Here is a 12,909-nt window from a genome sequence, read left to right as displayed (position 1 = left end):
CGTCTTTCGGGCTCTCGCTGATCAGGGCCTTTGTTCCTTCTTTTTCAGCCAGACTTCAATATGTCCCTGAACGGGCTTTTTGCGGGTAACGGCCAGGTAGCTTTTTTGAGCGCGCGCTCCCGGATCGCCTCGGCCAGCGTTCGCGCGCTTTCGGCGTTTTTGGCCGCCAGCACCAGACCGGACGTATTCCGATCCAGACGGTGCGCCAGAGCCGGTCGAAACGACTGTTCCGCTGCGGGATCGTATTCCCCGTTTTTATACAGATGCCAGAGCAGACGGTCGTTGAGCGTATCCTGGCTTTCGGCCGAATCTTTAACCGAAAGCAGACCGGCCGGCTTGTTTGCCGCAATCAGGTTTTCGTCTTCGTAGACGACATCCAGATCGGGCCGCTTTTCCATCGTCTGCGGTTTGGTTTCGAGAAGATCCGGCGCCAGAAAGAGCAGAATGTGATCGCCTTCCTGCAGGATCTGATCAAACTGCGCCCGCTTGCGGTTCACCTTGATTTTCTTATTGCGCACCGCTTTATAGAGCGCGCCCTTGTGCAGATTTGGAAACGCCTTGAGCAGAAACTTGTCCAGGCGCTGCGACGCGTCATTTTTCTGAATGATCAGCTCTTTCATAGAAATTTCTCCTTCTCCAATCAAAATTCCCGCTTTCGCGGATTTTGAATATTTCCAAAGAAAAGCGTGTTTCCACCGTCTGGACGGAGCGCTTTTCTCCTTTTCTTCTTCATTTTTCTTCTTTATGCCGACGGAGTATCCAGCCGGCTTTTTTCCATCCCGTTTTCTGTTTTCAAAAATCCTATTTTCTGAGGATGAAAGGAAGCGGCTCCGGCTTGCTTATTTCCTTTTTGTGCAGTGCGATATCATTTTGAATCAATACATTGAAAAAAGGATGACCGGAATAAAAATAATAAGGAACACACTGCGAAAGCCGCATGGGAAACCGTCACTTCCTGTGCCTGAATTTTAAGGCGATATTTTTCGATACCCCTTACATTTCCAGATAATTTTCGACAGTTCATGATTTCTGTTTGTGAATTTTGTAACAACTTGTTATTCTAAGAAAGCTGTTTAAGTAAATTCATCAGAAATCACATTTTGATTCCATACAGAGGAAGGAAGGAGCAACTTACATGAGAGGTGTTTACAACTCGGTTACCGATATTCGTCGTAAAGTCTTTGCGGCCATTGCCGATATGGCTTACAGCGATGACGTCGATTACAAAGAAAGAATGGAAGCCATTCCCTATGAAATCATTCAGGGCAAACAGGCCAAATACCGTGATTCCGTTTTTCTCGAACGTGCAATCATCGGTGAACGTCTGCGCTTAGGCATGGGCCTGCCCGTACGCGACATTACCACCGCCGGCGCGATCAGTGACGGCGTCGAAGAGAGCGCTGTAGCGACAAAGTACTATGACCAGCCTCTCGTTAACATTATCTCCTTTGCCTGCCATGGCTGCCCGGAAAAGAAAGTCATGGTCACCAGCGCCTGCCAGGGATGCCTTTCCCACCAGTGCGTAGAAGTCTGCCCGAAAAAGCCGTACACATGGTGGACGGTCATTCGAAATTGATCAGGACCTCTGCATCAAATGCGGCAAGTGCATGGAAGCCTGCCCGTATCATGCGATCGTAAAATTGAACGTCCGTGCGCGGTAAGCTGCGGCATGAACGCCATCCATTCCGACGAAGACGGAAAAGCCAAAATCGACTACGACAAGTGCGTATCCTGCGGTCAGTGCCTCGTTTCCTGCCCGTTTGGCGCCATCGTCGACAAAGGTCAGATTTTCCAGACCATCAAGGCCATGAAGGAAGGCGAAGAAGTTATCGCCGCTGTAGCTCCTGCCTTTGTCGGCCAGTTCGGTCCGACCGTCACTCCGGAAAAAGTCGTTGCGGCGCTGAAGGAAGCCGGATTCTCGGATGTTGTTGAAGTCGCCATCGGTGCCGACCTGTGCACGATTGAAGAAGCCGAAGACTTCCTGAACAAAGTTCCGGAAAAGCAGCCGTTCATGGCGACCAGCTGCTGCCCGGCCTGGTCCGTAATGGCGAAAAAGGAATTCCCTCAGTTCAAAGACTATATTTCCATGGCGCTTACGCCCATGGTTCTGACCGCCCGTCTCATTAAAAGGAACACCCGAACGCAAAAGTGGCCTTCATCGGTCCCTGCGCGGCGAAGAAGCTCGAAGCGAGCCGCCGTTCCATTCGTTCGGACGTCGACTTCGTTCTGACCTTTGAAGAAGTCATGGGCATGTTCGTCGCCAAGGGCATCGATCTGCCGCAGGTTGTTGCCGAAGAAGGCACCTTTGACAAAGGTACCGCAGCGGGCCGTGAATTCGCGGTTTCCGGCGGCGTAGCGAAAGCCGTTAAATCCCTTATCGAGAAAAACAATCCGGGTACCACGGTAAAAGTCCAGGCTGCCGAAGGTCTGAAAAACTGCCGTACGATGCTGATGATGGCCAAGGCCGGCCGTCTCAACGGCTACCTGCTCGAAGGCATGGCCTGCCCGGGCGGATGCGTAGCCGGTGCCGGAACGCTTGCCCCGATCGCCAAGACCTCGGCGCAGGTCAAGAAGTACGCCAAGGAAGACAAGATGCAGTTTGCGGACGAATCCATGCATTCGGATCGCGTGCACGAAATCTCCCATATGTACGACCCACCGGAAGAATAATTTCCAGCTTCGTCTTCCCTTAACGCTATTTACGCCGGAGCAAAACGCTCCGGCGCTTTTGTTTTTCGGGGAGATCTGTTTCAATAGAGGACAGCCGTAAACCCGTTCGAAAACGGATTTTTCACTCTGTCTTCCGATTTCTTTTATAATTGGAGGGCACGGTTTCTTCTGTTTCACACAGGTACCGGCTTCAAGGAGGCTTGACATGAAATCCATCCGCGAGTTCTACGAATATCGCGAACTGCTCAAGACGAACGTTCGCAAGGATATTCGCGGCCGCTATAAAGGTTCATTTCTTGGCGTCCTGTGGACATTTCTGACCCCTCTGCTTCAGGTGCTGGTTTACTACCTGGTATTCCCTTACCTGATGCGCGGCGGCATGCCGAACTTTCTGGTGTATCTGATTACCGGTATTTTCCCCTGGAACTTTTTCCAGAGCGGCGTGGTCGGCGCGACCGGCTGCATCAAGGCCAATGAGGGCGTCGTCAAGAAGGTTTACTTTCCGAGAAAGATCCTCGTGCTTTCGCAGGTTCTTTCCGGACTGGTCAACTTCTTCATTTCCATTCCGATCATGCTGATCTTCGTTGTGATCTACCAGATTCCTCTGACGTGGAACGTTCTCTGGATTCCGGCAATCGGAGTGATTGAAGCCCTTCTCATTTACGGCATCGGTCTGATTCTGGCTGCCGTGAATGTGTACGTCCAGGACGTTAACAACATTATTCAGTTCGTCTTAAACCTGCTGTTCTATGGAACGCCGATCGTTTATTCGCTCAGCGTGTTCCCTTCCAAGCATATTCTCGCCTATATGATCCGTCTGAACCCCCTGACGATGATCGTAGACGCCAGCCGCGCCGTCATGATGGACGGAACGGCGCCAAACTTTATCTGTCTCGGCATCGTGCTGCTGCTCGGCATTGTTCTGACCATGTTTGGTACCTGGGTATTTGACAAGCTGCAAAGAGGCTTTGCGGAAGAGCTCTAAGGCTTCCAAAGGCTTTCTATCTTTTCTTACCCGCTGATAAAGCGGCACCAATTGAGGGATTCTGCACATTTAATTTGTTGGTTACGTGTTAAACACGAAGGAAACAAGCAATCGAAAACGCATTTCTCTGCAGAATCAAGAAGACCTGATCCGGATGTTCTATCCGGATTTTGGCTGTATGGAGATCTGCTTTTTCCTTTATATAAAAAGAGCATCCCGACAGAAAAGAAATATGCGATCGAAGTTGAACTGCTTTGGTTTGCGCAAAGCGAAAATTTGACAGTGTACAAGAGTTCATTTCGACGCGATGGATTCATCAATGTTATTTTGATGTTAAACATGAAGTAAAGTAATCAGACGGCAGCCCGAACGCCGCACCGACAAAGACCTGTGCCCTGGGACTGACCGGTTTAAAAGGACATTTTATGAGCAATGAATTTTATTCTTTAATGATCAACCAGTTTCTCGTAACCCCGCATCCGGATCAGTCCGTTTCGATTGTGATGTCCGGCATCGCGGTCGATACCGAAACTCCGGAAGGCGGCGACTTTGAGCTGAAAGTCAACGGCCAGCCTGTACACACGCGCGTACGCCGCGACCGCCGCAATCAGGGTGCCCGCCTCGCCAAACAGGCACCGGAAATTACCCACGCCGGCTTTACCCTGCGTGCGGATCTGCCAAACGTGAACGTTGAAAAAGTTGAACTGACCTACAACGGCCGCGGAAAAAAGTATTCGAAGGCCAGGCGCTCGAAAAAGCGACCAATACGACTGGCCTGATGTCGATGATCGACGTCTATCTGTACCAGAAGAAAAAGACCTTCTGATCATTCAGGGCTGGCTGATCGGCACCAATTCGTCCGAGCCGTTCGAAATCACCCTGCTCGACGCGCACGGAAACGAAGTTAAGGACGCTAAAGTTCGCTTCTCCGCCCGCTTTGATGTTTCCCGCAGCTTCTTCACTCTGACCGAACGCGTCAGCGGCTTCCATATTTATGTAAACAACCCGGCCCGCTTCGATAAGCCGTTTTCCATGAAAGTGTCGAACGGGCAGCAGGAATGGATCGTTCCGATCGTTCAGCCAAAACTGAGCTGGCTTAATCTGAAAGGCATCAACGCCCAGCGCATTTCCCATGGCGTGGAATACCTGCGCATCCACGGGCTGAAACCGTTCCTTTCCCGTCTCCACTTCAAGGCGACCCATAAGGACTCCCCGTTTAACGATGAGTACAACCGCTGGTTCCTCGCGCACCGCGCTACACCGGAACAGCTTGAAGCGCAGCGCAGGGTGAAATTTGACTGGAATCCGAAAGTTTCCCTGATCGTTGCCGCGTACAACACGCCGCTCGATCTTCTGGAAAAATGATCGATTCCGTGCGCGAACAGACGTACGATAACTGGCAGCTGTGCATCGCCGACGGCTCTTCGACAAACGATGTCGAAGACTACCTCAAGGCGCATCCGGATCCAAAAATTTCCTGGTGCCGTCTGGAGAAAAACCTCGGCATTTCCGGCAACATGAACGCCGCAGCCGATCTGGCGGACGGCGAACTCATTTCGCTGTACGACCACGACGACTTCCTCGAACCGGACTGCCTGTTTGAAGTCGTTAAGGCGTTTAACGAACACGACTACGACTTCGTCTATACCGACGAAGACAAATTTGAAGACGCGACCGGCCGCTATGTCGGTCCAAACTTCAAGCCGGATTTCTCCCCGGCTCTGCTGCGTTCCACCAACTACATCTGTCACTTCCTGACGATGAAAAAGAGCGTCTATGACGCGGCCGGCGGAACGCTCAAAAGCGAATACGACGGCGCGCAGGACTTCGATCTCGTGCTTCGTCTGATGGACATCTGCAAGCCCGAAAAGATCGGCCATCTGCCGCGCATCCTGTATCACTGGCGCATGCATGCCGGATCGACCGCGCTCGATTCCGAAAGCAAGCTCTGGGCCTACACGGCCGGCGAACGTGCCCTCAAAGACTGGGCGACACGCAACGGTATGGATGTCGAAGTGCTCGATACCGACGTCCATGGCCAGTACCATCTCAAATACCCGACACCGGGCAATCCGCTCGTTTCGGTCATCATCCCCAACAAGGATCACATCAACGACCTCAACGTCTGCCTGGACAACCTTATCCGCCGCTCGACGTACAAAAACTTTGAAGTCATCGTGGTCGAAAACAACTCGACGGAACAGAAGACGTTTGAAGGCTACGAAGATATCAAGCGCACGTATCCGGATAAAGTACAGATCATTGAATGGCAGCATCCGTTCAACTACTCCGCCATCAACAACTTTGGCGTAAAGCACGCCAAAGGCGAATACCTGCTGTTTCTGAACAACGATACCGAAGCCATAAACGGCGATCTGCTTCAGGAACTCCTCGGCCAGGCCGTTCTGCCCGGTGTGGGTGCGGTCGGTGCCAAGCTGTACTATGAAGACGGCACGATCCAGCACAACGGCGTCATCATCGGCCATTCCGGGGTTGCCGGTCACGCGATGATCGGTCAGGTCGAAGGCGGCGAAAACTACCGCCTGCGTACGATGACCAACGTCTCCGCCGCAACGGCTGCCTGTCTGATGGTTCCCCGCCACGTCTTTGAAGAAATCGGCGGCTTTAACGAAGATCTCGCCGTCGCCTACAACGACATTGATCTCTGCCTGAGAATCCGCAAAGCCGGCCACCAGATCATCCAGAACCCATTTGCGATCATGTTCCACTACGAATCGCAGACCCGCGGCTACGAAGATGATGAGAAGAAAAAGCCCGCTTTGAAAACGAAGTGCGCCGCATGTATCATCTGTGGCCGGATGAACTGCGCAGCGAAGATCCGTACTACAACCCCAATCTCGACCTCACCAGCATTACCTACCAGCTGCGCAAGGACGATGAAGTCAACCCCTACATCAACCCGGACTTCCTGGGCGAAGACTACTACACATGCGGAACCCTCCGTCCAGAACGGCCAGAACCAAAAACGAAGACGAAACGAAAGCTTCGTCTGAAAAGAAATAACCGGCCCATCGATCCGGAAAAGAACCGTTCCGAAACGAGAATGCCAGGGATGAGAAGTCAGTCACTGCCTTCTCATCCTTGTTTCTTTCCGAATGCGTATGGCCATTGCCCTGCCGCCTGATGGCAGAGCCAGAACGATCAAAACCAATTTGAAAAACGAAAGAACAGGAAACAGCCTCTGAACCCGAGGTGCCTTCCTTTTTCATAAATTAAAAGAATCTGAACGAAAAGAAACTGAAACAAAGTAAGGAAATCCGTAAGGATTTCGCATTAGAAACGCGAGGTGGATTCATGGATCAGTCCAATGCTATTGAAATCCGGCATATGACCAAGACCTTCAAGATCTACAAAGACAAACAGAAAACCCTCAAGGAAAGACTCACCCGCCGCAAAGGCGCGATGACGGAAAACGTCGTCCTCGATGATATTTCCCTCGACATAAAAAGGAGAAACCGTCGCTCTGATCGGAACCAACGGGTCCGGCAAGTCGACTCTTCTCAAACTGATGACCCGCATTCTCTACCCGAATAAAGGTACGGTAGAAACCCAGGGCAAGCTGACCAGTCTGCTCGAGCTTGGCGCCGGCTTCCATCCGGACTTCACCGGCCGCGAAAACATTTACTTCAACGCGGCTGTGTTCGGTCTGAACAAGGATGAAATCGACAAGCGTATCGATGACATCATCGAATTTTCCGAACTCGGTCACTTTATCGACGAACCGGTCCGCACGTACTCTTCCGGTATGTATATGCGTCTGGCTTTCTCCGTTGCCATCAATGTTGACGCCGAAATTCTGCTCATCGACGAAATTCTGGCCGTCGGCGACCAGCACTTCCAGAACAAGTGCTTCGACAAGCTCGAAGAACTGCGCGACTCCGACAAGACGATCGTCATCGTCAGCCACTCGCTGGGCATGGTCAAAATTCTCTGCTCCCGCGCGGTATGGATTTACAAAGGCCATCTGCGCCTGGACGGCGACCCGACGTACGTCATTTCCAAATACCTGGAACAGTCCGCCATCGACAACAAGGAAGAAGCGCAGAAAGCCGCCGAAGACGCCAACGCCCATGTACGCGGCGCCGTCTTCATCGATACCCCCGCGCCCTTCCAGTCGCTGCCCAACTCGGAAAACCTTCACGTCAAAGGCTGGGGCGTTTCCAACTCCCTGGATGAACAGCTTGAAGTGCTCTTCGATGACGAAGTACTTCCCAATACGTGCCGATCCCGTCGAAGCGACGTGTTCAAAGCGTACGAAGAAGACTATGCCGGCTTCATCCATGAAGACACCGTCGGCTTTGAAGTCATCATTCCAAAAGAAAAGCTCACCGACGGTGCCCATCGCATTGAAGTCATTTTGCGCGACGGCAAAACCAAGCGCCAGATCGACCACAAGAGCATCCGTGTGCGCTTCGATGAAAATCCCGTCAACTTTGAAGACGATGATAAAGGATAAGGATCTCTATGCCTCTTTCTTCTGAATCGTCTTCCCCGCTCTCCGTTCCGGACCCGGTTTTGGAGCGCGTCAGTGTTGTCGTTGCTGTCTATAACGGCGAACCGTATTTAGCAGAACAGCTCGATTCCATCGCCAGCCAGACCCGTCCCTTTGACGAACTGCTCATTCGCGATGACGGTTCTACCGATCACAGCAACGCCGTTATTAACGCCTGGATCGAAGCGCATCCCAATTTGAACGTACGTGTTCTCGACAGCGATGAAAATCTTGGCTACATCCGAAATTTTGCCCGCCTGCTCGAAGCGGCAAGCGGCGATTTCATTTTCCTGTGCGATCAGGACGATCGCTGGCATCCGGATAAAATCGAAACGATGCTGCAGGCGCATCGGGAGTTTCCCGAAGCCCAAGTCATCGCCTCTTCCTTTTCGTTCATGAACCAGAACGGCGAACTTTTCGAAGCAGATCCCCTTCCAGGCTGGTCTAACCAGAACCTGCTCGAAAAATCCGACATCACTTTGAACGGCATGACGCCAATCGAACTTTCGGATATCTTCATCCACAACGGCTTTCAGGGCTGCGCGATGATGATTACCAGAGACATGGCCAAGCGCTACGTCGCCGATCAGAACTTTCTGCTTCCCCACGACTGGCAGCTCGCTCTGCTGGGCGCAACAACCCATTCGCTCTATTATCTGGACAAGCGGCTGTTTGACTATCGGATTCACGATTCCAATACGACCAGCCTTCCGCAAGCGTATTCCGATTCGCTGCTGACCAAACTGAAGCACGCGAGAACGTATTATTACCGCACGGCACCCTATCTCGATCGAATTCACGTCCTCTGCTCACTGCAGATTACGCAAAGTGACCTTTTCACAAAAGATATGGCCGAAGAGCTGGCGTTTCTGGAAACGTATATGGAAGCGATGGATCGCAGGTCCTTCTCACTCTATCGAAAGCTCATGAAAGATCCCAAACGTTCCTGCATGACGCGAAAAGAGCAGATCTGCGGCTGGATTTATGTCCTTGCCGGCTATCGCGACAAAAACAGAAAACGATAAAACGCGTCTGGTGATGCGTCATTCTCTGCCTCAATACCGCAAAAAGCAGGACAGGCGTACGTGCATTTACCATAAAGAACAATAGAAACACCGAACCGAAATCTTCGCGTCGCGGCAGGATTTCGGTTTTTCTTTGCGGCGCTGATCCAATTCCAGACCAAAGTTCGAAGGCGCCCGTAAAATGCGGGTAAAATAGGACTCAGAATGAAAAAGCGAAGGAAAACTTCGGGCATTTTTCTGTCGAATCGTTTCCTTCGCCTGTTCTGGAAAGCGAGCTGAATCATGAAACCTTATACCTATTATGAAGTGGCCGCGCTGACGCCGTCGGTATCGATCGGCGATCCGATGGTCAACGCCATGAATATTCTTTCTCTTTGTGAAAAGCTGCCCGAGACCGTACGTCTGGCGGTCAGCCCGGAACTCTCGTTAACGGGCTATACGTGTCAGGATCTCTTTATGAATCCCTCCTGCAGAAAAAGTGCTGGAAGCCCTGGAATGGCTTTGCGAAAAGCTGCCGGATCACCTTTCCCTTCTGGTCGGACTTCCTTTGCAGGTGGAAAACCATCTGTACAACGCCGCCGCCTTTATTTCCAATCATCAGGTTTTAGGCTTTTACGCGAAAAACTATCTGCCCAATTACAACGAATATTACGAGCCGCGCTGGTTTACCTCCGCGCTCTATTTACCGGAAAACGCGACCGTTCATTTTATGAAGCGCGCCGTTCCGGTTCGCGAGCGCATCGTGTTTGAAGACTTTACGACGGGCGCCGTGATCGGTCCGGAAATCTGTGAAGACCTCTGGGTTTCCATTCCTGTAAGTTCCCGCCTGGCAGCAGCCGGTGCCAACGTGCTGTGCAACCTTTCCGCTTCCAACGAAGTCATCGCCAAGGAAGAATACCGGACGTCTCTTGTACTCGAACAGTCCGCGCGCAATTATGCGGCTTATATTTATGCCAGTGCCGGTCCGGATGAAAGTTCCAGCGATCTCGTATTTGGCGGACAGAAACTCATCGCCGAAAACGGTCATATTCTCGCGCAGAGCTCGATCCTGCATCCGCAGGAAATCATCACCGCGCAGATCGATCTGGAAATTCTCAAAAACGAGCGCATGAAATACAAGACGTCCTTTGAATCGCTCGAAGACGGCGTAACGAAAGTACCGTTCGCGTCCAAACCTGTACATTCGATCGAACTCAAGCGAACCGTCAACGCCTATCCGTTCGTTCCTTCCGATCTGCATCGCCGCATTGCGCGCTGCCAGAAAATTCTTACGATCCAGGCGACCGGTCTGGCGACCCGTCTGAAAAAGATCCGCTGCTCCAAAGTCGTTCTCGGCATTTCCGGCGGTCTGGACTCCACGCTCGCTCTGCTCGTCTGCGTGCGCGCCTTCGATCTGCTCCATCTCGATAAGAGCGGCATTATCGCCGTGACGCTGCCGGGATTTGGTACGACCGACCATACGAAATCCAACGCCATGAAGCTGATGGAACTGCTTCACGTCACCACAAAAGTCATTCCGATCGCTGATGCGGTCAACATTCATTTCCGCGACATCGATCAGGATCCGAATACCTTCGACATTACATACGAAAACAGCCAGGCCAGAGAACGTACACAGATTCTCATGGATCTGGCCAACAAGGAAAACGCACTCGTCATTGGTACCGGCGATTTGAGCGAACTGGCTCTTGGCTGGTGCACATACAACGGCGATCACATGTCCATGTACGCAGTCAACGTATCCGTGCCGAAAACGCTCGTTCGCTATCTGGTCGAAACCGAAGCGCTCGAAGCGAAAAATCAGGGCAATACGGCTTTATACGATGTCCTTACCAGCATTTGCGACACCCCGGTTTCCCGGAACTTCTTCCGCCCGATAAAGACGGGTCGATCGCCCAGAAAACCGAACAGGTACTCGGCAGCTACGATCTGCACGACTTCTTCCTGTATCATATGATGCGATTCCACGAATCGCCTTCCAAGATTTTCGATCTGGCCTGCCATGCTTTCCCAAATACGGATCCAAAAGAAATTCTCAAGACGCTGCGTCTGTTTTATCAGCGCTTTTTCAGCCAGCAGTTCAAGCGCAACGTCATGCCAGACGGCGTCAAGGTTGGTTCCGTCAACTTCTCCCCGCGCGGCGACTGGCGCATGCCTTCCGACGCTTCCCGCTCCATGTGGATGGCCGATCTCGATTCGATCGAGCTCTAGCATCACCCGATCCGGATCCTGTTTTGCATAGAGCAAAGGATCTCCGGACTGCACCGCCCCTGTTTTTGAAAGATATTGTGTATCCATTGCCTGTCCCTTTCCTGTAGGAATCGGACAGGCTTTTTGTATAAAACCAGCCAGAAGCGGATGTTTTTTCGTAAGTGTCAAACAATCGACGGGTATACGCGAGACTGAATATTAGATACGCTAAACGGGATCCCTTTCGAGATCCCGCTTGGCGTATTTTTTATTCTTCATCGTTTCCTTCATACTTCGGATCCGGTCCACGGTATCCAATTCGGAGATATTCAGGTAAATCCTTTGAATACGGCAGAAGTGACTTCAATACATCTACCGCGATTTCATCGTCTTTGAACCATTTGAGTTCATCCAGAACGTACTCCATGTAGCGCTCTGGATTTAAGTCGTTCATTTCAGCCGATCGAAACAAAGTCATAAACGCTGCGACGACTTCCGCACCTTTGATACTCTTCGTAGTCTGGAAGTTTTTGCGATTGATCACGAATGGCTTTACGGCTCTTTCTGCCACATTATTGTCGATCGGATAATCACCGTCTTCCAGGTACCTTCCCAACGAGTTCGCTCGATCCATGAAGTACTTGGCTGCTCTGTAGGCGGTGCTTCTTTCCTCGAATCCACTCTGAATCTCCATCATGACTCTTGTGAGTCTTTCAAAGCAGGGCTTTGAAAGTTCCTGCCGAACTTCGGTTCTCGCCTCGTGCGAGTAAGAAGCAACGTGGGATTCGATGTGGTAGAGCTTCCCGAACAGAGACACGGCTGTGAGCAGAATCTGGAGACCCGGACTTGGTTCGGGTCTCTCTGTTTCGTCCAGCTGGGCTGCCGCTTCTGCGGCCTCTTCGTCGTTCTCCAGTGTGGTCTTTTCCCACTTCAGGACGTCTGCCTGATACTGCGCGAAGTCTGACCGGACTTTGATGGCTTCGAAGATCTTTCTTCTCGCATGGGCCATACAGTTGAGCTTTCTGCAGGGGCCATAGTAGTTGGCATATGCATAAAGCCCGTCTGTCATAAGGGCATGACGAAAAGAACCGCCAAGGAGGGCGATTACGAACTCCTGTTTCTTGTAAGGGAAAAACTTATAGACAGCCATCTGGTTCTCTTCATAGATTCCGCTGACGGCGACAACCATAGAAGACTGTTTTCGATCTTTAACCTCCGTGCACTTTAAAACCGTCTCATCCATATGGACGACGTTACAGTTTGGGAGATCCTCAATCATTTGTTTTACGAGGGCTTCAGATAAAGATCGTAAGTTTTTTCCAGGATGTTGCCCATGGTCTGACGGCTGATCGGCAGTCCCGTGAGACTCAGGTGCTTTTCCTGACGATAGGCCGGAGTTCCCATTACGAACTTATCGTAGGCAATTCCCGCGACCATAGAGGAAGTTGCGACACTCTTGTCGATCAGTGCAGGCTCGTCAGGTTCGGCGGTGCGGATGATGGCTTTCCCGTTTTCATCCGTACACT

The 12,909-nt window shown here is 51.6% G+C and carries 11 protein-coding genes and 2 pseudogenes; 10 read left to right on the top strand and 3 right to left on the bottom strand.

Annotated features, from left to right (window positions below; genetic code table 11):
- Positions 1-44 precede the first annotated feature (44 nt).
- Complete coding sequence (locus KWG61_RS07545; protein WP_242745447.1) at positions 45-620, bottom strand: RluA family pseudouridine synthase; 576 nt, start codon at positions 618-620, stop codon at positions 45-47.
- Between the two features lie 515 nt (positions 621-1,135).
- On the opposite strand from KWG61_RS07545, the pseudogene KWG61_RS07530 reads away from it, so the two are divergent.
- The 3 genes and pseudogenes from KWG61_RS07530 (at position 1,136) to KWG61_RS07520 (ending at position 4,434) form a co-directional block, all read left to right on the top strand.
- Positions 1,136-2,670 (top strand): annotated as a pseudogene (locus KWG61_RS07530) (4Fe-4S dicluster domain-containing protein).
- 205 nt (positions 2,671-2,875) lie between these two features.
- A complete protein-coding gene (locus KWG61_RS07525) occupies positions 2,876-3,655 on the top strand; it encodes an ABC transporter permease (protein WP_230268274.1) in 780 nt (259 codons plus the stop codon).
- Between the two features lie 425 nt (positions 3,656-4,080).
- Complete coding sequence (locus KWG61_RS07520) at positions 4,081-4,434, top strand: hypothetical protein (RefSeq protein WP_242745443.1); 354 nt, start codon at positions 4,081-4,083, stop codon at positions 4,432-4,434.
- Positions 4,435-4,450: 16 nt separating this feature from the next.
- Here the strand turns inward: KWG61_RS07520 and KWG61_RS07515 are convergent, their stop codons facing one another.
- Positions 4,451-4,645: a hypothetical protein gene (locus tag KWG61_RS07515; RefSeq protein WP_242745441.1), complete on the bottom strand. Its 195-nt coding sequence runs from the start codon at positions 4,643-4,645 to the stop codon at positions 4,451-4,453.
- Positions 4,646-4,687: 42 nt separating this feature from the next.
- Here KWG61_RS07515 and KWG61_RS07510 point away from each other — a divergent pair, with 42 nt between their 5' ends.
- From KWG61_RS07510 to KWG61_RS07480, 7 genes are all read left to right on the top strand, one after another.
- The gene (locus KWG61_RS07510; RefSeq protein WP_242745439.1) at positions 4,688-5,020 is read left to right on the top strand and encodes a hypothetical protein; all 333 of its coding nucleotides are present in this window, start codon (positions 4,688-4,690) and stop codon (positions 5,018-5,020) included.
- Complete coding sequence (locus KWG61_RS07505) at positions 5,017-6,669, top strand: glycosyltransferase family 2 protein (RefSeq protein ID WP_242745437.1); 1,653 nt, start codon at positions 5,017-5,019, stop codon at positions 6,667-6,669. Before KWG61_RS07510 ends, KWG61_RS07505 begins: the two co-directional genes overlap by 4 nt.
- Positions 6,670-6,970: 301 nt before the next feature.
- Entirely contained in the window at positions 6,971-7,210 is a 240-nt protein-coding gene (locus KWG61_RS07500; protein WP_242745435.1) for a hypothetical protein, read from the top strand.
- Positions 7,140-8,132: an ABC transporter ATP-binding protein gene (locus KWG61_RS07495; protein WP_367614350.1), complete on the top strand. Its 993-nt coding sequence runs from the start codon at positions 7,140-7,142 to the stop codon at positions 8,130-8,132. Before KWG61_RS07500 ends, KWG61_RS07495 begins: the two co-directional genes overlap by 71 nt.
- Positions 8,133-8,140: 8 nt before the next feature.
- Complete coding sequence (locus KWG61_RS07490; RefSeq protein WP_230268271.1) at positions 8,141-9,193, top strand: glycosyltransferase; 1,053 nt, start codon at positions 8,141-8,143, stop codon at positions 9,191-9,193.
- A 478-nt stretch (positions 9,194-9,671) separates the two neighbouring features.
- Positions 9,672-11,150 carry an NAD(+) synthase gene (locus KWG61_RS07485; RefSeq protein ID WP_242745431.1) on the top strand — a complete coding sequence of 493 codons (1,479 nt, stop codon included), beginning with the start codon at positions 9,672-9,674 and terminating at the stop codon, positions 11,148-11,150.
- A complete protein-coding gene (locus tag KWG61_RS07480; RefSeq protein ID WP_242745429.1) occupies positions 11,147-11,404 on the top strand; it encodes a hypothetical protein in 258 nt (85 codons plus the stop codon). The genes KWG61_RS07485 and KWG61_RS07480 overlap by 4 nt, the downstream gene beginning before the upstream one ends.
- Positions 11,405-11,651: 247 nt before the next feature.
- Here KWG61_RS07480 and KWG61_RS07475 read toward each other — a convergent pair.
- Positions 11,652-12,787: pseudogene (locus KWG61_RS07475) on the bottom strand (transposase).
- Positions 12,788-12,909: the final 122 nt, after the last annotated feature.

Source organism: Allobaculum sp. Allo2 (assembly GCF_022701175.1).
GTDB classification, from domain to species: Bacteria; Bacillota_I; Bacilli_A; order Erysipelotrichales; family Erysipelotrichaceae; genus Allobaculum; species Allobaculum fili.
Note: the sequence above shows the minus strand (reverse complement) of the source record. Positions and strands in the feature narration are given on the sequence as shown.